This is a genomic window from Duganella hordei (genome assembly GCF_040369125.1).
Lineage (GTDB): Bacteria > Pseudomonadota > Gammaproteobacteria > Burkholderiales > Burkholderiaceae_D > Rugamonas > Rugamonas hordei.
In genome coordinates this window covers 711652-735728 of the sequence record NZ_BPWI01000002.1, presented here as the reverse complement: position 1 = coordinate 735728, position 24077 = coordinate 711652, and the positions used below count along the sequence as shown (strand labels likewise).

Here is a 24077-nt window from a genome sequence, read left to right as displayed (position 1 = left end):
CAAGACATGAACCGTTCCATGCTGGTGGCACTGGCCATCGCCGGCCTGAGCTCCACCGCCCAGGCCCAAAGCCCGAAAGAGCAATTCAACGCCGAAACCAAGCGCATCGCCACCCGCTACGCGGATGACAAGAAGCTGTGCGCCGAAGAAAGCAACTCGTCGACCCGCATGCAGTGCACGCGCGACGCCAAGTCCGAATACGACAAGGCCATGACCATGGCCAAGGCCCAGTACAAGGCCAGCCCGGCCAAGCCGGGCAGCTGCATGGAATGCGGCAAGGTGACCTCGATCGTCGTCAGCGACAAGGCCGGCGAAGGCAGCGCGCTGGGCGTCATCGCCGGCGGCGTTGCCGGCGCCCTGCTGGGCAACCAGGTCGGCAGCGGCCATGGCCGCCAGCTGGCGACGGTGGCCGGCGCGGCCGGCGGCGCCTATGCCGGCAAGAAGATCGAAGAGAAGGCCAAATCCACCAAGCAGTGGACCGTGCACGTGCAATACGACGACGGCAAGCAGGCCAGCTTCAACTTCGACCACGACCCGCGCATGCTGAGCGGCGACCGCGTCCGCAACGACAACGGCAACCTGGTCCGCAACTAGCGTCAAACAAACAGCCTCCGGGCTGTTTTTTTTCGCCTGTGCCACAATATCTTGCTGATTCGACCACTACAGGAGACATCGTGCAAGTACCGACCTTCCCCGCCCAATGGCAAGCGCTGGTAGACCAGGCCGCCACCGCCCTGCGCACGCTGGCGCTCGATGAGGCCGCCAAGGAAAAATTCTGCAACGATCCGCTGCTGCGGCCCTATATGCACAAGGTGTCGCAGCGCTATGTTGCCGGCCGGACGGTGGCCGAAGCGCTGCAGCGCGTCGAGCACATCATCGCGCAAGGCCATGCGGCGTCGGTGGAGTACATGGGCGAAAGCGTGCGCGACGAAGCGTTCGCGATGGCCGAGACGGAGGTGTTCATGGAGCTGGTCAAGGCTGTCGGCCAGCGCAACCTGAACTGCTCGATCTCGTTCGACCTGTCGCACGTGGGCCTGACGGTGGACAAGGAACTGGGCTACCGCAACGCCCGCCGCATCGCGCTGGCAGCCGCCGAGATCAACCGCGAGGCGATGATCTCGATGGAAGCCATCGACCGCGCCGACGACATCTACCAGCTTTACGCGCGGCTGCACCGGGAAGACGGCTTGCACAATGTCGGCATCACGGTGCCGGCCAAGCGCCACCGCACGGCGCGCGACCTGCCGTCGCTGATGAAGATCCCGGGCCGCATCCGGCTGGTGAAAGGCGCGTTCCTGGAGTCGGAGGAGGTCTCATATCACCGCAACAGCCCCGAGCTGGCGGCCGCCTACCGCCGCTACGCGCAGGAGTTGCTGCTGAGCGGCCACAAGTGCTCGATCGCCACGCACGACCGCGGCATCCAGCAAGACCTCGGCGCGCTGATACTGCAAGAGCGCATCGATCCGCGCTGGTATGAATTCGAATCGCTGATCGGCCTCGGCACCGAGCAGATCGTCGACCTGAGGGCGCGCGGCTTCCCCACCCGTGAATACGCGGTGTTCGGCGACGAACACTTCCTCTACGTACTAAACCGCATCGCCGAGGAACCGGTGCGCGTGTACCAGGCCATCGTCGACGTGATGGGCCGGCCGGCTTGAATTACCAGCCGCCGCCCATGTGCGGCGCGAAGCGCTGCGTCAGGAAGTCGACGAAGGCGCCGACCTTGGCCGACAGGTTCAGGCGCTGCGGGTAGACCGCAAAGATGTCGGCGGCCGGCAACGACCATTCCTCCAGCACCGGCAGCAGCCGGCCGGAACGCAGATACGGCGCCGCATCCCATTGCGAGCGCATGAGAATGCCGTAGCCTTCCAGCGCCCATGCCAGCGCCGTCTCGCCGTCGTTGGTGCTGAGCGTGCCGCGCACCTTGACCGTCTCCTGCCGCCGGCCATTGTTCAGCTGCCAGACGCCGTAAGCCGCCTCATCCTCGCGGATCACGATGCAGTCGCGGCGCTGCAAATCGTTGGGCGTGAGCGGCGCCGCGACCTTGTCCAGATACAGCGGCGAGGCGCACAGCAGCCGCCGGTTGGACGCGATCTTGCGCGCCGTGATGCGCGCGTCCGGCAGCTCGCCGATGCGGATGCCGACATCGTAGGCCGCATCGACCAGGTTCATCGGCCGCTCCGTCATCTGCAACTGCACCTCCACTTCCGGATAGCGCCGCGCGAACGCCGCCACCGCCGGCGCGATATGCCGCCGCCCGAAGCCGAAGCTGGCGTTGACCCGCAGCAGCCCCTTCGGCTCGGCGCGGCTGCTGACCACCTTCATCTCCAGTTCCTCGATATCGGCCAGGATGCGCGCGCCGTTGCTCAGGTAGACCTCGCCCTCGTGCGTCACGCTCATGCGCCGCGTGGTGCGGTTCAGCAGGCGCACGCCCAGCCGCTGCTCCAGCGCGGCCAGCCGCTTGGTGACCACCGGCGGCGTCACGCCCAGCTCGCGCGCCACCGCCGCCAGACTGCCCTGCTTGATCAGCAAGGCAAAAAACGCCAGGTCCGAGACCGCATCCATTATTAATCCTGAAGAAAGAATAGATTTAATTCTCACGAATTATATGCCTGATCTGCGGTTATACAATGCTCTGCAACCAGGAGATATCATGTTCCCTCACTTTGAACGGCACACCATCGACGTCGGCGACGTCCCCATTCACTGCGTCAAGGGCGGCAACGGCCCCGCCCTACTGCTGCTGCACGGCCATCCGCAAACCCACGCGATCTGGCACAAGGTGGCGCCGCAACTGGCCGAGCGCTACACCGTCATCGCCGCCGACCTGCGCGGCTACGGCGACAGCGGCAAGCCGGCCGGCCTGCCCGACCACAGCAACTATTCCAAGCGCGCGATGGCCGCCGACCAGCTGCGCCTGATGCGCCATTTCGGCCACGAGCGCTTCCTGGTGCTGGCGCACGACCGCGGCGCCCGCGTCGCCTACCGCATGGCGCTCGACCATCCGGCAGCCGTCAGCCGCCTGGTCACGCTGGACATCGCGCCGACGCTGGCCATGTACGAGAAGACCTCGATGGCCTTCGCCACCGCCTACTACCACTGGTTCTTCCTGATCCGTCCAGCGCCGTTCCCGGAGACGCTGATCAACTCCCATCCGGGCGACTACCTGAAGCACACCATCGGCGGCCGCAGCGCCGGCCTGGCGCCGTTCACCGACGAAACCTACGCCGAATACCTGCGCTGCCTGCAGGACCCGGCCACCGTGCACGGCATCTGCGAGGACTACCGCGCCAGCGCCACGATCGACCTGGAACACGAACGCGCCGACCTGGCCGCCGGCCGCAAGATCGCCTGCCCGATGCTGGCCCTGTGGGGCGCGCACGGCGCGGTCGGCCAGTGCTTCGATCCGCTGGCCGAATGGCGGGCACTGGCCAGCGACGTGCGCGGCAAGGCGCTCGACTGCGGCCACTACATCCCGGAAGAAGCGCCGCAGGCGCTGCTCGACGAAGTACTGCCTTTCCTCTCCACCCAGACGCCATAGAAAGCCGCGCCATGCCATCCACCCTGTACCAGAAACTGGTCGCCTCGCACACCGTCAGCCGCATCGACGCGCAGCACGTGCTGCTGTACGCCGACCTGCACATCATGAACGAATACACCAGCCCGCAAGCCTTCACCGCGCTGCGCGCGCAGCAGCGCCGCGTGCTGCGGCCCCGGCAGCAACTGGCCGTGGTGTCGCACATCATTCCCACGCACCCGGTCGGCAACGCGCAGCGCACCATCATGGACCCGGCCTCGTCGCTGCAGGCGCGCAACCTGAAGCGCAATTGCGACGAGTTCGGCATCAGGCTGCTCGACACCACCGACGCCGACCAGGGCATCGAGCACATCGTCGCGCCCGAACACGGCCTGATCCGCCCCGGCATGGTGGTCATGTGCGGCGACAGCCACACCACCACCTACGGCGCGCTGGGTGCGCTGGGCTTCGGCGTGGGTACCTCGGAGGTCGAGCACATCCTGGCGACGCAGACGCTGGTCTACCGGCTGGCCGGCGACATGCGCATCCGCATCGACGGCGCGCTGCCGCTGGGCACCTCGGTCAAGGACCTGATCCTGCTCATCATCGGCAAGATAGGCGCCCAGGGCGCGCGCGGCTACGCGGTGGAATTCTGCGGCACCACCATCGCCACGCTGTCGGCCGAAGCGCGCATGACGATGTGCAATATGGCGGTGGAGGCCGGCGCCCGCGCCGCGCTGATCCAGCCCGACCAGATCACCTTCGACTATATCGCCGGCCATGCCAGGGACCTGCGCGGCGCGCCATGGGAACAGGCCATGGCCAGCTGGCGGGAATTGTATTCCGACCCGGGTGCGCGATTCGACGTCGAGCACGCCTTCGACGCGGCCGAGGTGGAGCCTTACGTCACCTGGGGCACCAGTCCCGACCAGGCCATGCCCATCAGCGGCCTGATGCCCGATCCGGCCGCCTGCGGCGACACCCACGCGCAGGACGCCATCGCCCGCGCACTGGACTACATGGGACTGCGCGCCGCGGCGCCGATCGAACGCACGCCGGTCGACCGCGTCTTCATCGGTTCCTGCACCAACGGCCGCATCGAGGATTTGCGGCTGGCGGCCGCCATCGTGCGCGGACGCAGCGTCGCGTCCGCCGTGCGCGCGATGGTCGTGCCCGGTTCGGGCAGCGTGCGCCGCCAGGCCGAACAGGAAGGCCTGGCACAGGTCTTCATCGACGCCGGTTTCGAATGGCGCCAGCCGGGCTGCTCGATGTGCCTGGCCATGAACGACGACGTGCTGGAGCCGGGCGAGCGCTGCGCCTCCACCACCAACCGCAATTTCGAGGGCCGCCAGGGCCGCGCGGGCCGCACGCACCTGATGAGCCCGGCCATGGCTGCGGCCGCCGCCATCACCGGCTACATCGCCGACGTCCGCAAACTGGGAGTACACCATGCATAAGTTAGAAGGCATCGCCGCGCCGCTGCTGATCGACAACCTCGACACCGACCAGATCATGCCCAAGCAATTCCTGCGCATCATCACCAAGGAAGGTTTGGACCAGGGCGTGCTGTACGACCTGCGCTTCGAGCCCGACGGCGCGCCCAAGCCGGAATTCATCCTGAACCGCGCGGCGTACCAGGGGGCCAACATCCTGATCGGCGGCGCCAACTTCGGCTGCGGTTCCAGCCGCGAGCACGCCGTCTGGGGCTTGCAGCAATTGGGCATCGAAGTGGTGATCGCCTCCAGCTTCGGCGAGATATTTTTCGGCAACGCCTTGAACAACCGGCTGCTGCTGATCGTGCTGGAGCCGCCGCAAGTCGACGCGCTGGCGGCTGAGGCTGGCAGCGGCGCCCCCCGGCTGACGGTCGACCTCGACAGCATGACCGTGCGCGGCGCCGGCGGCCTGGCGTTTCCATTCACGCTGAGCGCGCGCCACAAGCGCATGATCACCGAGGGCCTCGACATGGTCGGCGCAACGATGTGCCAGCTGGACGCCATCGCCGCGTTCGAGCAACGGCATTTCCAGCGCCATCCGTGGGCGCAGGTGCTGCCTTGATCCGCTAGTGCAAGCGCAACTCGACCAGGGACATCATGCTGGCTTCGGCGTTGCGCAGCGCGCGGGCCGACTGCCGGGCGCCGGCGGCGACGGCCCAGGCCAGCACCCAGTGGCCGGCCTGGATTTCGTCCGAGGCGGTCTCGGCATGCAACAGGCGCTGGGCAGCGATATTCATGCGATGGATCGCATACGCCTTGCGGTCGGCGTTGACGCTGACTGCGGACAGGATGATCGATTTCATAGGGACCTCGTGGTTGGCATCCTCCTTGTACGCAATCCGCGCGGCAATGGATTCAACTTTTTTGAGGCCCAGCGCGAGCACAGGACGCCCCGTCAAGTCAGGCAGCGACATCCACTCTGCGACAATTGTCCTTTGATAATGTCTGCTACATATAGCCGGTCAGCAGCGCGCGCGCCCAGTCCGGGCGGCCGTTGCGCTGCGCCAGCTCGGCCATTGGACGGCTGTCGTACGGCACCGCGATCAGGCCGCTGGTCCATGCGCCGTCTATCCGCTCAACAATGGCGTAGCGCGCATCGGGCGAGCCGTTCTGGACCATGTGAAAAGTTGGATGTTCGTCGTCGTAAGCCTGCAATCCGACGCTGCCGGGGTTGACGATCAGCGTGCCGTTCGGCGCGCGCACGGCACGCGGCACATGGGTGTGGCCGCATATCACCAGCTCGGCCTTCACATCGCCCAGCCGCTGCGCCACCTCCTCCGGCGCGGCGAGCCGCACATGGGGCTGGCCGGGATCCACCGATTCCAGGAAGTATTCGAGATCGCTGCGCGGCGTGCCGTGGCACAGCAGAACCTGGTCGTTCAGCCGTTGGCAGGATTTGAGCGACGCCATCCAGGCCAGTTCACGCACGCCCAGCTGCGCCCGCGCATAAGCGTCGGACGGCCGGCGCTGCATATTGTCCGGCGCATCGGGATCCAGCTCCAGCACTTGCCGCTCGTGATTGCCGGCCAAGTGTATCCAATCCTGCGCCATCAGGAAGCGCACCGTCTCGCGCGGCAGCAGTGGCCCGGAGGCGCTGTCGCCCAGATTGACCACCAGATCCACGCCGCGCCGGTGCATATGGCCCACCACGGCTTCCAGCGCCGGCAAGTTGCCGTGTATGTCAGACAGAATCGCGATGCGCATAGGGCCTCCCGGGTGGTTCCACTTCACAGTGTAGCGCGATAGGCGTAAAAAAAGCAGCCCGAAGGCTGCTTTTCGTGAAGCGGCGAGACCGGCTTAGAACTGGTCTTCGCTCAGCGCCAGCACGCCGGCGCTGCCGTCGATGATGGCGATGCGCAAGCCCGAGGCTTGCGACAGGATGTGGTCGGCGAAGAAGCGCGCGGTGGCGATCTTGGCTTTATAGAAACCGGCGTCGCCATCGTTGGCGTCCAGCTTCTGCTGAGCGATCACGGCGGCGCGCGCCATCTGCCAGCCGCCCAGCACGATGCCGGCCAGCTTCAGGTACAGCACGCTGCCCGAAAACACGCCCTTGATGTCGCTCTTCATGTTGGCCACCACGTAATCGACCACCGCTTCCAGGTCCTTGCTGCCGGACGACAGCTGCGCCAGGATGGCCTTGAAGTCCGCGTTGTCCGACGCCGCCAGTTGCGCCTCGGTCGCCCGCACCTGGGCGATGATGCCCTTGGCCACGGCGCCGCCGTCGCGCACGGTCTTGCGGCCGACCAGGTCGTTGGCCTGGATCGCCGTCGTGCCTTCGTAGATCGTCAGGATCTTCGCATCGCGGTAGTGCTGGGCCGCGCCGGTTTCCTCGATGAAGCCCATGCCGCCGTGCACCTGCACGCCGTCGCGGGTAACGTCCTGCGACATCTCGGTCGACCAGCCCTTGATCACGGGCACCAGGTATTCGTACACCGCCAGGTTGGCCTTGCGCACTTCCGCGTCGGCGTGGCTGTGCGCCACGTCGCTGATGCCGGCGCCGACGTAGGCCAGCGCGCGCGCCGCCTCGGTCTGCGAACGCATCGACATCAGCATGCGGCGCACGTCCGGGTGATGAATAATCGATACCGGGCCGGCCGAACCGGCCAGGTCGCGCGACTGCACGCGGTCCTTGGCGAAGGCCACGGCCTTCTGGTAGGCCCGCTCGGCCAGGCCGATGCCCTGCAGGCCGACGCCGAAGCGGGCCGCGTTCATCATGATGAACATGTATTCCAGGCCGCGGTTCTCCTCGCCCACCAGCGTGCCGATGGCGCCGCCGTGGTCGCCGAATTGCAGCACGGCGGTCGGGCTGGCCTTGATGCCCAGCTTGTGCTCGATCGACACGCAATGCGCATCGTTGCGGGCGCCGACCGAACCGTCGGCGTTGACCAGGAACTTGGGCACGATGAACAGCGAGATGCCCTTCACGCCCGGCGGCGCGTCCGGCGTGCGCGCCAGCACCAGGTGGACGATGTTCTCGGCGAAGTCATGCTCGCCGTAGGTGATGAATATCTTGGTGCCGAACACCTTGTAGGTGCCGTCGCCCTGCGGCACGGCGCGGGTGCGCACGGCGGCCAGGTCGGAGCCGGCTTGCGGCTCGGTCAGGTTCATGGTGCCGGTCCACTTGCCCGACACCAGGTTTTCCAAATAGATGGCTTTCTGCTCGTCGCTGCCGGCGGTCAGCAGCGCTTCGATCGCGCCGTCCGACAGCAGCGCGCACAGCGCGAACGAGATGCTGCCGGAGTTGAGCATTTCAATGCATGGGGTCGCCAGCAGCTTCGGCAGGCCCTGGCCGCCGAATTCCACCGGGTGCTGCACGCCCTGCCAGCCAGCCTCGGCAAATGCCTTGAAGGCTTCCTTGAAGCCCTTGGAGGTGGTGACCTGGCCGTCGTGCCACCAGCTCGGTTCCTTGTCGCTTGGGTTGTTCAACGGCGCGACCACGCCGCTGACGAATTTCGCGTTCTCTTCCAGCACGGCTTCGGCGGTGTCCGGGGTCGCGTCTTCGTTGCCCGGCAGCGCGTTGACGCCGGCCAGGTCGGCCAGTTCGTTCATCACGAACAGCATGTCTTTCAGGGGTGCTTGATATGGCATCTTATGTCTCCAAGAAAAAGGCCACGGCAATCCGGCGTTCCGGATCAGCGTGGCCTGATGTGCGGTGCGCGGGCTTAGCCCAGTTCAGCAACCAGTTGCGGCACGATGTCGAACAGGTCGCCGACGATGCCGTAGTCGGCAACGGAGAAGATCGGCGCTTCAGGATCTTTGTTGATCGCCACGATGGTCTTCGAATCCTTCATGCCGGCCAGGTGCTGGATCGCGCCCGAGATGCCGACGGCGATGTACAGCGTCGGCGCGACGATCTTGCCGGTCTGGCCCACTTGCCAGTCGTTCGGCACGTAGCCGGCGTCGACGGCGGCGCGCGAGGCGCCCATGGCGGCGTTCAGCTTGTCCGCCAGCGGTTCCAGGATCTTGAACGCTTCGCCCGAGCCCATGCCGCGGCCGCCGGAAACGATGATCTTGGCGGCGGTCAGCTCAGGACGGTCCGACTTGGCCAGCTCGCGGCCGACGAAGGCCGATTTGCCGATGTCGGCAACTGCGGCGACGGTTTCGGTCGCGGCCGAACCGCCGGTGGCGGCAGCGGCGTCGAAGCCGGTCGAACGCACGGTGATGACCTTGATCTTGTCCGACGATTGCACGTAGGCGATCGCGTTGCCGGCGTAGATAGGACGCTCGAAGGTGTCCGGCGAGTCCACTTTGGTGATTTCGGAAATCTGTGCCACGTCCAGCTTGGCGGCCACGCGCGGCAGGATGTTCTTGCCGTAGGCGGTGGCCGGGGCCAGGATGTGGCTGTACGAACCGGCCAGCGCCAGCACTTGCTCGGCGATGTTCTCGGCCAGGCCGTCGGCGAAGTAAGCGGCGTCGGCCACTATGACTTTCGACACGCCGGCGATTTGCGCGGCTGCTTCGGCTGCGGCACCGGCGTTCGAGCCGGCAACCAGGACGTGCACGTCGCCACCGCACTGGGCGGCAGCGGTCACGGTGTGGAGGGTGCTGCCTTTCAGGCTAGCGTTGTCGTGTTCGGCGATAACTAATGCGACCATGGTTGTTCCTTTAGATGACTTTGGCTTCGGTGCGCAGTTTTGCGACCAGGGTGGCGACGTCCGGTACCTTGATGCCGGCCGAGCGTTTTGCCGGCTCGACGACTTTCAGGGTTTTCAGACGCGGGGTCACATCGACGCCCAGGTCTTCTGGCTTGGTCACATCCAGCGGTTTTTTCTTGGCCTTCATGATGTTCGGCAGCGTCACATAGCGCGGCTCGTTCAGGCGCAGGTCGGTGGTGACGATGGCCGGCAAGGTCAGCGCCAGCGTTTCCAGGCCGCCGTCCACTTCGCGGGTCACGGTGACCTTGCCGTCTTCCAGCACCACTTTCGACGCGAACGTCGCTTGCGGCCAGCCCAGCAGCGCAGCCAGCATCTGGCCGGTCTGGTTGGAATCGTCGTCGATCGCCTGCTTGCCCAGGATGATCAGTTGTGGCTGTTCCTTGTCCGCCAGCGCCTTGAGCAGCTTGGCCACCGCCAGCGGCTCCAGCTCGACGGCGGTTTCCACCAGGATGCCGCGGTCGGCGCCGATGGCCATGCCGGTGCGCAGGGTTTCCTGGCATTGGGTCACGCCGCACGATACGGCCACCACTTCGGTCACCTTGCCGGCTTCTTTGAGGCGCATCGCTTCTTCCAGCGCGATCTCATCGAATGGATTCATCGACATTTTGACGTTGGCGATATCGACGCCGCTGCCGTCGGACTTGACGCGCACCTTGACGTTGTAGTCGACCACGCGTTTGACGGGTACCAAGACTTTCATAGCTGTGCCTTTGGAAAAATTAAAGAATTCGGGACAAATAATGTGGGCTAGATTATATGAGAAATCCAGCCTGCACAAGAAATTTAAGCACGATCGTGCGTTTTTTGGCTAGTAGAAATCGTCTAAAAAATAAATGCTTTAGACGATATTTCTGTAGAAAAAGTAGCTAAGGGAAGACGCGGCGCTTATTTGCGCTGCATCAAAAAGACAAATTCGCGGCCAGTCTGGACATGCGACAACAGCGCATTGCCGGTTTGCTTGGCGAAAGCCTGGAAATCCCGCACGGAACCCGGGTCGGTCGCCATAATCCGCAGCACTTCGCCGCTCTGCAACTCAGACAAGGCTTTCTTGGCCTTCAGGATCGGCAGCGGACAGTTCAAACCGCGCGCATCGAGTTCCTTATGGAATTCCATGATTTCGTTTTCAAGTATCGTGTCGCTCATCAAGAACCCGCTCGTTTTGTTTAGGACTGTCGTCATACTACTCCAAAACGGGCCGCATGACGCGCTGCACCAAAATAGTTCATTGCGCGTTGCAAGTTTGCAACGCGAGCTGACGAGTATACAACAGGAATCCCCAGACGACAACGGCCCGCGCTTGACACGCGGGCCGCTTATTTACGGGCTTTTTACTGGCTTCTGAGCAACTTAGGCGCGCTCGCCCACCCATGCGGCAACACCCGCCAGAGCCGCCGGCAGACCGCTTGGATCGGTACCGCCGGCCTGCGCCATATCAGGGCGTCCGCCACCTTTTCCGCCCACTTGTTGTGCAACGAAGTTCACCAGCTCGCCCGCCTTGACCTTGGACGTGGCGTCCGCCGTCACGCCGGCGATCAGGCTCACCTTGCCGTCGGCAACGCTGGCCAGCACGATGGCGGCGGTCTTCAGCTTGTCCTTCAGCTTGTCCATGGTCTCGCGCAGGCGGGCCACGTCGGCGCCGTCCAGCGTGGCCGCCAGCACCTTGATGCCGTTGACGTCGACCGCTTGCGCGACCAGCTCGTCGCCCTGGCCCGAAGCCAGTTTCGATTTCAGCGCGGCCAGTTCCTTTTCCAGCGCCTTGACGTGGTCCTGCACCTGGCCGATACGCGCGGTCAGTTCCTCGGGATTCGACTTCAGCGCGGCCGACGCTTCCAGCAGGCGGCGGTTCATCGATTGCACCAGCGCCAGCGCGCCTTCGCCGGTGACGGCTTCGACGCGGCGGATGCCGGCGGCCACGCCGCCTTCAGCGATGATCTTGAACAGGCCGATGTCGCCGGTGCGCTGCACGTGCACGCCGCCGCACAGCTCTTTCGAGGTGCCGATGTCCAGCACGCGCACTTCGTCGCCGTACTTCTCGCCGAACAGCGCCATCGCGCCGTGCTTGACCGCGTCGTCGAAGGACATGTGCTGCGCCTTGGTCGCGTGGTTTTCCAGGATCTCCTTGTTGACCTTGGTTTCCACTTCGGCGATCTGCTCGGCCGTCAGCGGCGCGTTGTGGCTGAAGTCGAAGCGGGTCTTGTCCGGATCGACCAGCGAGCCTTTCTGCGCCACGTGCGAACCCAGCACTTCGCGCAGGGCCTTGTGCATCAGGTGGGTGGCCGAGTGGTTGCGGATGGTGCGCGCGCGCTTGGCTTGATCGACGTTGGCGCTGACCGCATCGCCCACTTTCAGCGCGCCCGACTCCAGCACGCCGTGGTGGCCGAACACGTCGGCCTGGATCTTCAGCGTGTCGCTGACGCTGAACTGCGCCGCGCCCGAGCTGATGACGCCCTGGTCGCCCACCTGGCCGCCGGATTCGGCGTAGAACGGCGTGGTGTCGAGCACCACGATGCCGGCCTGGCCAGCCTTCAGTTCCTGCACCGGCGTGCCGGCCGCGTACAGCGCGACGACCTTGCTGCTGTGCGTCAGGTTGTCATAGCCGACGAATTTGTTTTTCTCGCCCGAATACTCGACCTTGCTGTCCTTGGTGGTCTTGCCGCCCTTGCGCGACAGTTCCTGGCTTTCCTTCAGCGCGGCGTCGTAGCCGGCCTGGTCGAACTCGATATTGCGCTCGCGGCAGATGTCGGCCGTCAGGTCCGGCGGGAAGCCGTAGGTCTCGTACAAGGTGAAGGCGGTGGCGCCGTCGATGCCCTTGCCGTCCTTGGCCAGCTGCGTCTCCAGCACTTTCATGCCGGTTTCCAGCGTCTCGCCGAAGCGCTCTTCCTCGGCCTTGAGCATCTGTGCCACGCGGTCCTTGGCCTCTTCCAGCTCCGGATAGGCGGCGCCCATCTCGATCGCCAGGTCGGCCACCAGCTTGTAGAAGAACGGCTTGGTCTGGCCCAGCTTGTGGCCATGGCGCAGCGCGCGGCGGATGATGCGGCGCAGCACGTAGGCACGGCCTTCGCTGCCGGGAATCACGCCGTCGACGATCATGAACGCGGCGGCGCGGATGTGGTCGGCGATCACGCGCAGCGATTTGTTTTCCAGGTCGGTGGCGCCGGTTTCGCGCGCGGCGGCCTTGATCAGGTGCTGGAACAGGTCGATCTCGTAGTTCGAGTGCACGTGCTGCAGCACGGCGGCCAGGCGCTCCATGCCCATGCCGGTGTCGACGCACGGCTTCGGCAGCTTGTGCATCACGCCCGCTTCGTCGCGGTTGAACTGCATGAACACCAGGTTCCAGATTTCGATGAAGCGGTCGCCGTCTTCGTCCGGCGAGCCTGGCGGGCCGCCTGGAATGTCGGCGCCGTGGTCGTAGAATATCTCGGTGCACGGACCGCATGGGCCGGTGTCGGCCATCTGCCAGAAGTTGTCCGACGCGTAGCGCGCCCCCTTGTTGTCGCCGATGCGGATGATGCGCTCTTTTGGCACGCCGATCTCATTGGCCCAGATGTCGTAGGCCTCGTCGTCTTCCTGGTAGACGGTGACGGTCAGCTTGTCGACCGGCAGCGCGTAGACCTTGGTCAGCAGTTCCCAGGCGTAGTTGATGGCGTCGCGCTTGAAGTAGTCGCCGAAGCTGAAGTTGCCCAGCATTTCGAAGAAGGTGTGGTGGCGCGCGGTGTAGCCGACGTTTTCCAGGTCGTTGTGCTTGCCGCCGGCGCGCACGCAGCGCTGCACGGAGGTGGCGCGGGTGTACGGACGGCTGTCGGTACCGGTGAACACGTCCTTGAACTGCACCATGCCGCTGTTGGTCAGTAGCAGGGTCGGGTCGTTGCCAGGTACCAGGGAGCTGGAACGGACAATCGAATGACCCTTGGATTCAAAAAACTTGAGGAATTTGTCGCGGATTTCAGATGATTTCATGTCGTAAGCAGAGGTAGCTGGCAAATGCAAAGGGTTGATTATATATGACCACGCCGCAGGCAGGGTCTCAGGCGAAGGTGGGGCCGATCAAATCGATGCGGTCGGTGCAGAACCCGTCCACGCCCCAGGACAGGATCTCCCGGCCCCGCTGCGGATCGTTGACGGTATAGCAAAACAGGCCGTAGCCGGCCGCCTTGACCTGCGCCGCCAGCTCGCGCGTCAGGTGCTTCTGGTTGGTGTGGATGGCCACGGCGCCCAGTGCGCGCGCCTGCTCCTGCCAGTCGGCGGGGATCTTGTCCAGCAGATAGCCGCGCGGCAGCTCGGGCGCGGCGTCGCGGGCGGCCGCCAGCGCGTCGAAGCTGAATGACGACAGCAGCGGGATGGCGGCAGGGTCGCCGGCGGCGAGTTCGGCGGCATAGCTGTCGCGTGTCACTTTTGCAACCCAGGCGCCGGTTTCGCGCTCGAAACCGTCGGCCGGCTTGATTTCCACGTTCATCCAGATGCGTTGCGCCTTGCAATAATCGATGAATTGGGTGAAGAATGGTACCGGTTCATCGCGGAATTGCGGGCCGAACCAGCTGCCGGCGTCCATCGCGGCCAGCTCGACGGCGTCGGTGCCCGGCACGCTGCCCTGCCCCGCCACCGTGCGGCCGAAGTCGGGGTCGTGCATCACCATGCCGATGCCGTCGCGCGACAGCATCACGTCGAACTCGACGGCGCGGAAGCCATAGGCCAGCCCGGCGCGCAGTCCGGCCACCGTGTTTTCCGGCGCCAGCGTCCCGCCGCCGCGGTGTGCAACAATTTTTGGGTAGGGCCACATGGCTATGCCTCGGAAAGGTTGTCATGACAATCATATCAACACTATCACGAATGGCGCCAGCCGTGCTGCTGCTGTGGTCAGCTCTCGCCGGTGCCGAAGCGCTGACCCAGGAACTGGTGGTCTCCCGCGCCGCCATCCTGTACGCCGGCCGGCTCGACAAACTGACGCTGGACGCCGACCCGCGCTTCAGCGAGCGCGTGCGCAACATCGCCCTGCCGCTGATCGCCCAGGCCGGCCGCGACTACCCGGACACCGCGCACTGGGCCTGGGAAATCCATACCACCGGCGACCCGGAGCAGAACGCCGACTGCATGGCCGGCGGCAAGATCCTGGTCAGCGCCGACTACGTCGGCCGGCTGGAGCTGAGCGACGCCGAACTGGCCATGCTGCTGGCCCATGAAATCGAGCACGCCGCCCTGCATCACAACCTGAAGGAATACCAGCAGGCGCTGCTGCTCGATCCGCGCTGGGCGCAGCGGCCCTACCTGGAACTGGAACACGCGGTCGACCACGACACCGACCTGATCGACCTGCTGGCCGCCACCAATTACAGTCAGGAACAGGAAGCCGACCGCGAAGGCCTGCTGTTGGCCTGGCGCGCGGGCTGGCCGGCGGCGCGGCTGGCGACCTATTTCAAGAAGGTGGCGCGCGCCAGCGACCGTCCGCGGCGCAGCAAGCCGGACTATCCGTCGCCGCTGCAGCGCTGGCAGGCCGCGCGTGAACTGGCCGGCACATTGCAAAAAAATTATGTGCAAGCGCCCGACTGAGCCACTACACTAGCGGCCTGATAGCATTACTCAAAAGGTTACACACATCATGACAGCTCCAAAAGCGCTAGGCCATATCCGCGTCCTCGACCTGAGCCGCGTGCTGGCCGGACCGTGGTGCTCGCAGAATCTGGCCGACCTCGGCGCCGACGTCATCAAGATCGAACGCCCCGGCAGCGGCGACGACACCCGCGCCTGGGGCCCGCCGTACGCCAAGGACGCCGCCGGCAACAACACCACCGAGGCGGCCTACTACCTGGCCGCCAACCGCGGCAAGCGCTCGGTCACGATCGACATCGCCAGCGCCGACGGCCAGGCGCTGATACGCGAGCTGGCCAGCCACTGCGACGTGGTGCTGGAAAACTTCAAGGTCGGCCAGCTGAAACGCTACGGCCTGGACTATGAATCGCTGAAAGCCATCAAACCCGACCTGGTCTACTGCTCGGTGACCGGGTTCGGCCAGGACGGCCCGTACGCGCACCGCGCCGGCTACGACTTCCTGATCCAGGGCATGGGCGGCCTGATGTCGGTCACCGGCGAGCGCGACGACCTGCCCGGCGGCGGCCCGCAAAAGGCCGGCGTGGCGCTGACCGACCTGATGACCGGCATGTACGCCACCATCGCCATCCTGGCCGCGCTGACGCACCGCGACCGCAGCGGCGAAGGCCAGTACATCGACATGGCCTTGCTGGACGTGCAGGTGGCGATGCTGGCCAATATGGGCAGCAACTACCTCAACAGCGGCAAGCCGCCCAAGCGCTGGGGCAATGCGCACCCGAACATCGTGCCGTACCAGACCTTCCAGTGCGCCGACGGCTACATCATCGTCGCCACCGGCAACGACGGCCAGTATCAGAAGTTTGTCGAGGTGGGCGGCCGCGCCGACCTGGCCTTGCACGAGCGCTACGCCACCAATCCGCTGCGCGTGCAGAACCGCGACGAGCTGGTGCCGCTGCTGGCGGCCATGGTGCTGGCGCAGCCGCGCGATTTCTGGATCGGCAAGCTGGAGGAAGTCGGCGTGCCCTGCGGCCCGATCAACAACCTCGACGACGTCTACAAGAATCCGCAAGTGCTGGCGCGCGAGCTGGTGATGGAGGTGCCGCATCCGACGGCCGGCAGCATGAAGCTGGTGCGCAGCCCGATGAAGATGTCGGCCACGCCGGCCGACAACGCGCTCGCGCCGCCGCTGCTGGGCCAGCACACCGACGAGGTCCTGCGCAACCTGCTGGGCCAAAGCGACGACGACATCGCCGCGCTGCGCGAGCAGGGAGTGCTGTAATGGAAAAGCTGATCGCCGAATTAAAACGGCTGTACCTGCTCGACGACCAGGAGTGCTTCCCCGCCGGCGAACTGACGGCGCGGATGCTGGAGCAGCACTTGAGCGGCGAGAAAACCACGTCGCTCAACCTGGTCTCGGACAACGGCCTGGTGCGCGCGCTGATCGTCGATTTCAACCGCATGGGCGACGCGCCGGCGCTGCAGCATTGGGACCGCCTGTGCGGCGTGGCCAACGCGCTGCAGGACCAGCTCGGCCTGCCCGCGCCGGCCGTCAGCATCAGCGGCGCCGGCGGCTACTCGCTGTGGATGTCGCTGGCGACGCCGGTGCCGCTCAATCAGGCGCAGCAGTTTCTGCACCTGCTGCGCAAGACCTATTTCCCCGACATACCGAACGAAGAGATCGGCCTGCGTCCCGACACCGTGACCAGCACCACCGCCGAACTGCCGCCGTGCCTGCACATGGCCAGCGGCAACTGGGCGGCGTTCATCAATCCCGGCATGGGCGCCTCGTTCGCCGACGAATCCGGACTGGAAATGATGCCGCCATACGCCGCGCAGGCCGCGTTCCTGGAAGGCCTGCAAGGCATGACGGACAAGCAGTTCACGCACGCCATCAGCACCATGCACCCGCCGCACGGCAAGGAGCGCCCGCACAAGCCGGCCGAGCCGGCGGCGGCACCGCAGGCCGCCCCAAGCGGCCTGCTGCTGAAGGACGCCACGCTGGAAGACATCATCCAGCACCTGCACGCGAAAAACATCGAGCCGACGTTCAGGCACGTCATGCCGAAGTAAGCGGCCGGCCCCCGTCCGTTACGGGCTGATGCGCATATCCCGCTTCAGCTCCATGATCTGGCTGTGCATATAGCTCACCGCGCCGCGCAGCTGCGGCGACAGTCGCGGAATGTTGAGGCATACCTGCCTGGCCCGCTCGGCCAGCCGGTCCATTTCCCGGACCAGCTTGTGCAGCCGCAGCTCGTCCCTGGAAAACACCACCTCCTGCGCGGTGTCGGAATGCCGGTCCAGGCGCTGGATGCTGTCGCGCAGTTCGCTGGGCAGATTGGGCTCGCCGGAACAGGCTTGCGCGGCCTGCCCTATCGCTTGCTGAACCAGATGGAAACGGTGCTGGATGTCGTTCGCTTGCAGCATGATGAACTCCTCCTCGATGGATCGGGCACAGGCGTGCCGGTGCAGATTCGACCATCCGCTCCTTCCGCAGTTTCAAGCCCCCGCCCGCCTGTTTGACACAGATCAGACCGTGATCAAACTCCATCACTTGTTGCGCGCAAGCTAGTCGTGTGGCCATCGCATCTTGTGTTCTGTTAGTATTGATCCACATCGTTTCCGCCCAGCCGAATGGATATGGATCAGCAAGAATATCCCCCTCATGGTCGCGACCCCGGGCGCCAACTGGAAGCGTTGGATTGCCACGCGGACTTCGAACATTTTTTCGCCGACAGCCCCTACTTCGCCTTTGTCATGGACGAAAACGAGCAGCTGCTGGCCGTCAACCGTTATTCCATCGCGACCCTGGGGCCGACCCAGGCCGGCGCTGCCGTCGCCACGTTGTATACGACATGGGCGCTGGCGATGCTGCGCGGCGAAGCGCTGCCCGCCGTGCGCGCGCGCGGCTACTGGCGCGGCGAGCTGGAACTGCTGGACGTCGACGGCATCGGCCACATGGTGACGCAAACATTGGAATGGCGCGCAGCCACCAGCGGCCAGCAAGCGTCCCTGCTTTGCCTGGCCTACCCGCTGAACGACTACGACGTATTCGAATCCAAGCTGCGCTTCAAGCATCTGTTCGAAGAGCATCCGCAGCCGATGTGGGTGTACGATTTGGAAACGTTGCGCTTCCTGGTGGTGAACGCCGCCGCCGTCACCCACTACGGCTATACGGAGGCGGAATTCCTGCAGATGACGATCAAGGACATCCGTCCACCGGAGCAGATCGAGCGCCTCGAGCGCAACCTGGCCGTCGCCCCCGCCAAGGGCACGGAACGGGCCGGCAGCTGGATCCATCGGCGCCGCGACGGCAGCCTGATCGATGTGGAAATCTCCTCCCACTCGGTGACCGTCGCCGGCCATCTGGCCCGCTTCGTGGTGGCGCACGACATCACCGAGCAGCTGCGCATGGAGGCGGAGTTGCACGCCTCGCGCGAACTCAAGCAGCTGGTCATCAACCACATCCCGCACCAGATCTTCTGGAAGGGGCTCGACGGCGCCTACCACGGCTGCAACGCCGTGTTTGCCCGCTTCGCCGGTCTGTCCAGCACCGGCGACGTGGTCGGCAAGCGCGACGAGGACTTCCCGTGGGCGCACAACGCCGAGGCCATCCGCGCCGACGACCGCGCCATCATCGCCACCGGCCGGCCCCAGCTGAACCTGCAGGACCACATGACGCTGACCGACGGCAGCGTGCACTGGTACCTGATCAACAAGCTGCCGTTTCACGACCGCCTCGGCAACACCATCGGCGTGCTGGGCACGATCGAGGACATCAGCGAACGCAAGCAGGCCGAGCTGACGCTGCAGCTGCGCGGCCGCGCGCTCGACGCCAGCGTCAACGCCATCGTCATCACCGTCAACGGTCCGACCGGCGACCTGATCGACTACGCCAACCCCGCCTTCGCGCGCCTGTTCGGCTACCCTTGCGAGAGCGTGCTGGGCCGCAGCCTGGACATGCTGTTCGGCCAGGGCCGGCAGGACGAGCGCGACGCGCTGCACTCGGCCATGCGCTCGCGCCAGGAAGTGACGCTGCTGCTGCGCACCAGCCACCGCGACGGCGCCGCGCTGTGGACCCAGCTGCACGTGGCGCCGGTGCAGGCAACCGGCGGCGAGATCGACCATCACGTCTGCGTGCTGACCGACATGACCGAAACCATCGATTACCAGGCCCAGCTGGAGCACCAGGCCAGCCATGACGCGCTGACCGGCCTGCCCAACCGCGCGCTGTTCGGCGACCGCATGGCCCAGGCCATCAGCTACGCCCAGCGCTACGGCCACGGCCTGGGCGTGGTGTTCATCGACCTCGACAACTTCAAGCTGGTCAACGACAGCATGGGCCACCTGTCCGGCGACGAGCTGCTGTGCAGCGTCGCCACGCGCCTGCGCACCTGCATTCGCGACAGCGACACCGTGGCGCGGCTGGGCGGCGACGAATTCCTGCTGCTGCTGCCCGATGCCGATGCCACCGCCATCGCCGCGCTGCTGCAGCGCGTGCTGGAGGCCGTGGCCGCGCCTATCGCGCTGGGCAAGCAAGTGTTTACGGTCACCTGCAGCATCGGCGTCAGCGTCTATCCGGTCGACGGCACCGAGGCGCAGCAGCTGCTCAAGCATGCGGACATCGCCATGTACCGCGCCAAGGAGGGCGGCCGCAACCAGGTCCAGTTCTACGAGCCGGCCATGCACATCCGCATCGCCGAGCGCACGCTGATCGAGGCGGAGCTGCGGCACGCGTTGCCGCGCAACGAGCTGAGCCTGGAATACCAGCCCAAGGTCGACCTGCGCAGCGGCGCGGTGATCGGCATGGAGGCGCTGGTGCGCTGGCGCCATCCGACGCTGGGCATGGTGTCGCCGGCGCGCTTCATCCCGGTCGCCGAGGAGACCGGCTTGATCGTCGCCATCGGCCGCTGGGTGCTGCGCACCGCCTGCGCGCAGAACATGGCCTGGCAGGCCGCCGGGCTGACGCCGCTGCGGGTGGCGGTCAACCTGTCGGCGCGCCAGTTCCGCGATCCGGCGCTGGCCAGCGAGATCCAGGCCGCGCTGACCGACAGCGGCCTCGATGCGCAATACCTCGAGCTGGAGTTGACCGAGAGCCTGATGATGGACAACGTCGGCGCGGCGGTGTCAGTGGTGTCGCAACTCAAGCGGCTCGACATCGCGCTGTCGATCGACGATTTCGGCACCGGCTATTCCAGCCTGGCCTACCTCAAGCTGTTCCCCATCGACTACCTGAAGATCGACCAGTCCTTCGTGCGCGAAATGCTGACCGAGCCGAAGGTGGCGGCCATCGTGCGCTCCGTCATCGCGCTCGGCCACAGCCTCGGCTTCAAGGTCATCGCAGAAGGGGTCGAGACCGAGCCGCAGCTGGCCTATCTGCGGCGCTATCTGTGCGACGAGATACAGGGCTATTATTTCAGCCGGCCGCTGGCGCCGGACGCGTTCGCCGACCTGCTGCGGCAGGAACGCAGCCTGGCGCTGCCGAACAACGAGGAGCCGCGCCAGCAGCAAACCCTGCTGCTGCTGGACGACGAGCCCAGCATCCTGGCCGCGCTGACCCGCGTGTTCCGGCTCGACGGCTACCGCGTGCTGCGCGCCAACACGGCCGAAGAGGCGTTCAACTTGCTGGCGCTGCACCAGGTGCAGGTGGTCATGAGCGACCAGCGCATGCCGGGCATGAACGGCACCGAATTCCTCAGCCGCGTCAAGAAGCTGTATCCGGGCACGATACGCATCATCCTGTCCGGCTACACCGAGCTGGAGACGGTGCTGAACGCCATCAACCGCGGCGAGATCTACCGCTTCTACACCAAGCCGTGGGACGACCAGACGCTGCGCGAAAGCATCCGCGAAGCGTTTCAATATCACCGCCTGATCCACAACAGCATGGAACAGCGGGAACAGCCCGCCGCCGGCATCGAAACCCGTTCCTGAAGCCCACTAGCCGCCGCACACCGGCAACGCCAGCGCCTGCAGCACTTCGCCCTGCGGCGTCTGCACGAAGGCGCTGACGCCCAGCCTGCCCGCCGCCGCGCCGGCCGGCAGCGCCAGCACCTGCCTGAACGACGCCGCGCCGCCCGCCAGCGGCACCGGCGCCAGCCACTCGCGCACGACAAAATCATGCCGCAGCAAGCGGCCGCTGTTTTCGCCCGCCCTGACCTGGCTGGCAACGCCGTTCTCGACCAGCGCGATGAACAGCTTGCCTTCCCGCGCCGAACCGGCCTTCACTTCCACCGGCAGGCCGCCGGCGCCGGCCGCGCCCAGCGTGATGCTGATGTCGGCCTGCGCCGCCAGCCCGTTGACGCGCCTGACCGCGTCGGCCACGCCGCGCGGCCAGCCGCGCTGCTCCTTGCCGCCGACGAAGATCTCCGGCGTGTAGATGGTGCGGGAGCCGGCCAGGTCGCTCAGCCAGCGCTGGCGGTCGGTGAAGGTCTTGCTGGAAAACGGATCTTTCCAGCCGATGTAGTTCCAGTAATCGACATGCTCGGACAGCAGCACCGCCTGCTGCGCCGTGATGCCGTCGCCGCGCAAGCCGCTGACGTACTGGTCGGCCGGCGGGCAGCTGCTGCAGCCCTCGGACGTGTACAACTCCAGCAAGGCGATGCGGTAGGCGGGACTGTGCAGCGTACAACTGGCGGCGGCCAGCGCCGGCGGAATGTTCAGCGCGGCGGCCGCGGTCAGGCTCAGGATCAGGTGTTTCACGGGTGGCTCCAGACGGTAAGCGATGCAGCTTGGTCGCGCCGCCAGCCGCAACCTTACAAGGTGGCGCGATATTGACGGCAATTGAGCCTCCTCTGCTCGACGACAGCGCGCTGGCCGACTATGCCGTGGTCCACGCAGTGCCAACATTGGGTGGCGAGCACGACGCCCGCTGGAAGGGATTGCTGCTGGCATTGTAATAACCTGTGACAAAGTTGATAACTGCCTGAATTACAAGTTATTCTTCCGGCATGACCTTGCGACGACAACACCACCTTCCCGGACTGCTCGCCACTGCGCTGCTGCACATGGCGATACTCTATGCGTTCATCCAGCGCCAGCAAGCGGCCGATGTGCCGCGCACAACGGGCCCGGAGATCCAGTGGCTGCTGCCGATGACAACGCCGCCCAGGCCGCTGGATAAGTCGCGACCTGCGATCCGGCCCCATGCCGGCCGTCCGCCTGTTACCGCAATGCCGTCGCAATCCCGCGCGCCATCGATCCAGCAACCGGTCACCGTCGACAACCCAACGCCGGCAACGCAGCCGCCAGACGATCCGTTCGCCCTGCCCGCCACGGCAGCGCAAGGGCCGGCGACAGCTGTAGACATCCTGAGGCAAGCCAAGCTGGACTTGGGAAAAATCGACAAGGATTTGCGCGCCACCTTCCCCGCGCGCCCGTCGTCGCCAACACCGGACAGCAAACAGGCCATGCTGGAACGCGGCATCAGTGCCGCGCATGACGCGGTCGGCCCGAAATGGTTCCAGGCTGCCCGCATCACCGAACTGACGTCGCCCGATGCCCGCGCGCGCATCTACCGCATCACCACGGGCGTAGGCAGCTACTGCATCAGCATCGACGAAGGGAAGAAAAAGTACTACCTGTGCTGACCGGTTACCGCTCCGCCGCACCCAGCGGCGCCAGGCGGCGCAGGCGCAGCGCCACCAGCATTGCCAGCGCCAGCGCCGCGCCCAGCACCATCACCACGCCCGGCCAGCCGTCGCGGCCCCACATGACGCCGGTGGCCGAGCCGACCACGCTGGAACCGAGGTAGTAGAAGAACAGGTACAGCGCCGAGGCCAGCGACTTGTTGGTGGTCGCGCGCCGCCCCACCCAGCTGCTGGCCACCGAGTGCGTGGCGAAGAAACCGTAGGTGAACATGGCCACGCCGGCGACGATCAACGGCAGCCAGTTTGACAAGGTCAGCAGCAGCCCGCCCAGCATGATGGTCAGCATCACCCACAGCACGTGGCGGCGGCCGTAGCGGTCCGCCAGCCGCCCGGCCCACACCGAGCTGTAGATGCCCAGCAAATACAGGAAGGACACGGCCCCGACCAGGCTCTGGCTCAAGCCGAACGGCGCGCCCAGCAGCCGGTAGGCGATGTAGTTGTACAGGCTGACAAACGCCCCCATCAGCAGGAAGGCCAGCGCGAACAGCCACGGCAGGCCGGGATCGGACAAATGCAGCCTGAAGCCGGCCGGCAGCGAGCGCCAGCCGCCGCTGACCGGCACGAAATGGCGCGACGCCGGCAGCGAACGCCAGAACTCCCACGCCGCCAGCACGCCGGCCACGCCGACCGCCGCCAGCGCCAGCCGCCACGAGAAATGGTCGCTCAGCACCGAAGTGATCACTCGCCCCGCCATGCCGCCGAACGCGCTGCCGCTGATGTACAGCCCCATCGACAACCCCAGCGAGGTCGGCTCGATCTCCTCGCCCAGGTAGGCCATCGCGATGGCCGGCATGCCGCCCAGCGCCACGCCCAGCGCCGCGCGCATCAGCAGCAATTGCGGATAGCTGTGGGCGAACGCGCACAGTATCGTCAGCAGCGCCGAGATGGCCATGGCCGCCACCATCAGCGGCTTGCGGCCCAGCCGCTCCGACAGCGCGCTCGACGCCACCAGCGACACCGCCAGCGCGGCGGTCGATACCGACAGCACCATGCTGCTCTGCGCCGCGCTCAGCGCGAACTCGTGCGACAGCAAGGGCATCAGCGGCTGCACGCAATACAGCAGCGCGAAGGCGGAAAAGCCGCCGAAGAACAGCGCCCGGTTGCTGCGCTTGAACTCGGGACTGCCGACGGCAATGCGGGGCGCCGACATGGCGGAAGCTAGGGACATGGAATGATCCGGTCAGAGGTACGATGACCTCATCATAGGATTGCACATAACCAC

General features: G+C 65.8%; 23 protein-coding genes. 11 read left to right on the top strand and 12 right to left on the bottom strand.

The features are described from left to right. Window positions 1-6: 6 nt before the first annotated feature. Both ABWW33_RS07495 and ABWW33_RS07490 read left to right on the top strand, forming a co-directional pair. A complete protein-coding gene (locus tag ABWW33_RS07495) occupies window positions 7-594 on the top strand; it encodes an outer membrane lipoprotein (protein WP_353400530.1) in 588 nt (195 codons plus the stop codon). An 80-nt stretch (window positions 595-674) separates the two neighbouring features. Further along, the gene (locus tag ABWW33_RS07490; RefSeq protein ID WP_353400527.1) at window positions 675-1658 is read left to right on the top strand and encodes a proline dehydrogenase family protein; all 984 of its coding nucleotides are present in this window, start codon (window positions 675-677) and stop codon (window positions 1656-1658) included. Window position 1659: 1 nt separating this feature from the next. Here the strand turns inward: ABWW33_RS07490 and ABWW33_RS07485 are convergent, their stop codons facing one another. Next, window positions 1660-2565 (bottom strand): LysR family transcriptional regulator, encoded by a 906-nt coding sequence (locus ABWW33_RS07485; RefSeq protein ID WP_176654971.1) that lies wholly within the window; start codon window positions 2563-2565, stop codon window positions 1660-1662. Between the two features lie 88 nt (window positions 2566-2653). Between ABWW33_RS07485 and ABWW33_RS07480 the strand changes: the two genes are divergently transcribed. From ABWW33_RS07480 to leuD, 3 genes are read left to right on the top strand one after another with little or no spacing between them, the layout of a single operon-like run. Next, window positions 2654-3541: an alpha/beta fold hydrolase gene (locus ABWW33_RS07480; RefSeq protein WP_353400524.1), complete on the top strand. Its 888-nt coding sequence runs from the start codon at window positions 2654-2656 to the stop codon at window positions 3539-3541. A gap of 11 nt (window positions 3542-3552) precedes the next feature. Continuing rightward, on the top strand, window positions 3553-4974 hold the full coding sequence (gene leuC / locus ABWW33_RS07475) for a 3-isopropylmalate dehydratase large subunit (RefSeq protein WP_353400521.1): 1422 nt from the start codon (window positions 3553-3555) through the stop codon (window positions 4972-4974). Further along, complete coding sequence (leuD, locus tag ABWW33_RS07470) at window positions 4967-5572, top strand: 3-isopropylmalate dehydratase small subunit (RefSeq protein WP_353400518.1); 606 nt, start codon at window positions 4967-4969, stop codon at window positions 5570-5572. The genes leuC and leuD overlap by 8 nt, the downstream gene beginning before the upstream one ends. Window positions 5573-5576: 4 nt before the next feature. Here leuD and ABWW33_RS07465 read toward each other — a convergent pair whose 3' ends face one another. The 8 genes from ABWW33_RS07465 to ugpQ all read right to left on the bottom strand — a co-directional run bounded on the left by ABWW33_RS07465 (window position 5577) and on the right by ugpQ (window position 14442). Beyond that, entirely contained in the window at window positions 5577-5813 is a 237-nt protein-coding gene (locus tag ABWW33_RS07465; RefSeq protein WP_353400515.1) for a hypothetical protein, read from the bottom strand. 145 nt (window positions 5814-5958) lie between these two features. Continuing rightward, entirely contained in the window at window positions 5959-6714 is a 756-nt protein-coding gene (locus tag ABWW33_RS07460) for a metallophosphoesterase family protein (protein WP_353400512.1), read from the bottom strand. Between the two features lie 93 nt (window positions 6715-6807). Then, window positions 6808-8598: an acyl-CoA dehydrogenase gene (locus ABWW33_RS07455; RefSeq protein ID WP_353400509.1), complete on the bottom strand. Its 1791-nt coding sequence runs from the start codon at window positions 8596-8598 to the stop codon at window positions 6808-6810. 74 nt (window positions 8599-8672) lie between these two features. Then, the gene (locus ABWW33_RS07450; protein ID WP_176654964.1) at window positions 8673-9605 is read right to left on the bottom strand and encodes an electron transfer flavoprotein subunit alpha/FixB family protein; all 933 of its coding nucleotides are present in this window, start codon (window positions 9603-9605) and stop codon (window positions 8673-8675) included. A 10-nt stretch (window positions 9606-9615) separates the two neighbouring features. After that, on the bottom strand, window positions 9616-10365 hold the full coding sequence (locus ABWW33_RS07445; RefSeq protein ID WP_176654963.1) for an electron transfer flavoprotein subunit beta/FixA family protein: 750 nt from the start codon (window positions 10363-10365) through the stop codon (window positions 9616-9618). 185 nt (window positions 10366-10550) lie between these two features. Then, the gene (locus tag ABWW33_RS07440; protein WP_008445984.1) at window positions 10551-10808 is read right to left on the bottom strand and encodes a sulfurtransferase TusA family protein; all 258 of its coding nucleotides are present in this window, start codon (window positions 10806-10808) and stop codon (window positions 10551-10553) included. Window positions 10809-11012: 204 nt separating this feature from the next. Beyond that, on the bottom strand, window positions 11013-13622 hold the full coding sequence (gene alaS, locus ABWW33_RS07435) for an alanine--tRNA ligase (RefSeq protein ID WP_353400505.1): 2610 nt from the start codon (window positions 13620-13622) through the stop codon (window positions 11013-11015). 67 nt (window positions 13623-13689) lie between these two features. After that, on the bottom strand, window positions 13690-14442 hold the full coding sequence (ugpQ, locus tag ABWW33_RS07430) for a glycerophosphodiester phosphodiesterase (RefSeq protein WP_353400502.1): 753 nt from the start codon (window positions 14440-14442) through the stop codon (window positions 13690-13692). A gap of 23 nt (window positions 14443-14465) precedes the next feature. Here ugpQ and ABWW33_RS07425 point away from each other — a divergent pair, with 23 nt between their 5' ends. The 3 genes from ABWW33_RS07425 to ABWW33_RS07415 are packed head-to-tail and all read left to right on the top strand — an operon-like array spanning window position 14466 to window position 17279. Continuing rightward, window positions 14466-15209, top strand: coding sequence for a M48 family metalloprotease (locus tag ABWW33_RS07425; RefSeq protein ID WP_353400499.1), 744 nt, complete (start codon window positions 14466-14468; stop codon window positions 15207-15209). Between the two features lie 49 nt (window positions 15210-15258). Beyond that, on the top strand, window positions 15259-16488 hold the full coding sequence (locus ABWW33_RS07420) for a CaiB/BaiF CoA transferase family protein (protein ID WP_353400497.1): 1230 nt from the start codon (window positions 15259-15261) through the stop codon (window positions 16486-16488). Beyond that, entirely contained in the window at window positions 16488-17279 is a 792-nt protein-coding gene (locus tag ABWW33_RS07415) for a hypothetical protein (RefSeq protein WP_353400494.1), read from the top strand. Before ABWW33_RS07420 ends, ABWW33_RS07415 begins: the two co-directional genes overlap by 1 nt. Window positions 17280-17297: 18 nt before the next feature. Here the strand turns inward: ABWW33_RS07415 and ABWW33_RS07410 are convergent, their stop codons facing one another. Continuing rightward, entirely contained in the window at window positions 17298-17633 is a 336-nt protein-coding gene (locus tag ABWW33_RS07410; protein ID WP_176654957.1) for a hypothetical protein, read from the bottom strand. Window positions 17634-17846: 213 nt separating this feature from the next. Between ABWW33_RS07410 and ABWW33_RS07405 the strand changes: the two genes are divergently transcribed. Then, window positions 17847-21140 carry an EAL domain-containing protein gene (locus ABWW33_RS07405; protein WP_353400491.1) on the top strand — a complete coding sequence of 1098 codons (3294 nt, stop codon included), beginning with the start codon at window positions 17847-17849 and terminating at the stop codon, window positions 21138-21140. A 6-nt stretch (window positions 21141-21146) separates the two neighbouring features. On the opposite strand, the gene ABWW33_RS07400 is transcribed toward ABWW33_RS07405, so the two are convergent. Then, window positions 21147-21908 (bottom strand): DUF1223 domain-containing protein, encoded by a 762-nt coding sequence (locus ABWW33_RS07400; RefSeq protein ID WP_353400489.1) that lies wholly within the window; start codon window positions 21906-21908, stop codon window positions 21147-21149. 71 nt (window positions 21909-21979) lie between these two features. On the opposite strand from ABWW33_RS07400, the gene ABWW33_RS07395 reads away from it, so the two are divergent. Next, entirely contained in the window at window positions 21980-22105 is a 126-nt protein-coding gene (locus ABWW33_RS07395) for a hypothetical protein (protein WP_353400486.1), read from the top strand. 108 nt (window positions 22106-22213) lie between these two features. Beyond that, window positions 22214-22795, top strand: coding sequence for a hypothetical protein (locus ABWW33_RS07390; protein WP_353400483.1), 582 nt, complete (start codon window positions 22214-22216; stop codon window positions 22793-22795). 4 nt (window positions 22796-22799) lie between these two features. Here ABWW33_RS07390 and ABWW33_RS07385 read toward each other — a convergent pair whose 3' ends face one another. Then, window positions 22800-24023 carry an MFS transporter gene (locus tag ABWW33_RS07385; RefSeq protein WP_353400481.1) on the bottom strand — a complete coding sequence of 408 codons (1224 nt, stop codon included), beginning with the start codon at window positions 24021-24023 and terminating at the stop codon, window positions 22800-22802. Window positions 24024-24077 lie beyond the last annotated feature (54 nt).

Bases quoted from the DNA above. Each gene is read 5' to 3' on its own strand.
- ABWW33_RS07495 (WP_353400530.1), top strand. From the start codon at position 7: ATGAACCGTTCCATGCTGGTGGCACTGGCCATCGCCGGCCTGAGCTCC.
- ABWW33_RS07485 (WP_176654971.1), bottom strand. From the start codon at position 2,565: ATGGATGCGGTCTCGGACCTGGCGTTTTTTGCCTTGCTGATCAAGCAG.
- ABWW33_RS07480 (WP_353400524.1), top strand. From the start codon at position 2,654: ATGTTCCCTCACTTTGAACGGCACACCATCGACGTCGGCGACGTCCCC.
- leuC (WP_353400521.1), top strand. From the start codon at position 3,553: ATGCCATCCACCCTGTACCAGAAACTGGTCGCCTCGCACACCGTCAGC.
- leuD (WP_353400518.1), top strand. From the start codon at position 4,967: ATGCATAAGTTAGAAGGCATCGCCGCGCCGCTGCTGATCGACAACCTC.
- ABWW33_RS07465 (WP_353400515.1), bottom strand. From the start codon at position 5,813: ATGAAATCGATCATCCTGTCCGCAGTCAGCGTCAACGCCGACCGCAAG.
- ABWW33_RS07460 (WP_353400512.1), bottom strand. From the start codon at position 6,714: ATGCGCATCGCGATTCTGTCTGACATACACGGCAACTTGCCGGCGCTG.
- ABWW33_RS07455 (WP_353400509.1), bottom strand. From the start codon at position 8,598: ATGCCATATCAAGCACCCCTGAAAGACATGCTGTTCGTGATGAACGAA.
- ABWW33_RS07450 (WP_176654964.1), bottom strand. From the start codon at position 9,605: ATGGTCGCATTAGTTATCGCCGAACACGACAACGCTAGCCTGAAAGGC.
- ABWW33_RS07445 (WP_176654963.1), bottom strand. From the start codon at position 10,365: ATGAAAGTCTTGGTACCCGTCAAACGCGTGGTCGACTACAACGTCAAG.
- ABWW33_RS07440 (WP_008445984.1), bottom strand. From the start codon at position 10,808: ATGAGCGACACGATACTTGAAAACGAAATCATGGAATTCCATAAGGAA.
- alaS (WP_353400505.1), bottom strand. From the start codon at position 13,622: ATGAAATCATCTGAAATCCGCGACAAATTCCTCAAGTTTTTTGAATCC.
- ugpQ (WP_353400502.1), bottom strand. From the start codon at position 14,442: ATGTGGCCCTACCCAAAAATTGTTGCACACCGCGGCGGCGGGACGCTG.
- ABWW33_RS07425 (WP_353400499.1), top strand. From the start codon at position 14,466: ATGACAATCATATCAACACTATCACGAATGGCGCCAGCCGTGCTGCTG.
- ABWW33_RS07420 (WP_353400497.1), top strand. From the start codon at position 15,259: ATGACAGCTCCAAAAGCGCTAGGCCATATCCGCGTCCTCGACCTGAGC.
- ABWW33_RS07415 (WP_353400494.1), top strand. From the start codon at position 16,488: ATGGAAAAGCTGATCGCCGAATTAAAACGGCTGTACCTGCTCGACGAC.
- ABWW33_RS07410 (WP_176654957.1), bottom strand. From the start codon at position 17,633: ATGCTGCAAGCGAACGACATCCAGCACCGTTTCCATCTGGTTCAGCAA.
- ABWW33_RS07405 (WP_353400491.1), top strand. From the start codon at position 17,847: ATGGATCAGCAAGAATATCCCCCTCATGGTCGCGACCCCGGGCGCCAA.
- ABWW33_RS07390 (WP_353400483.1), top strand. From the start codon at position 22,214: ATGGCGATACTCTATGCGTTCATCCAGCGCCAGCAAGCGGCCGATGTG.
- ABWW33_RS07385 (WP_353400481.1), bottom strand. From the start codon at position 24,023: ATGTCCCTAGCTTCCGCCATGTCGGCGCCCCGCATTGCCGTCGGCAGT.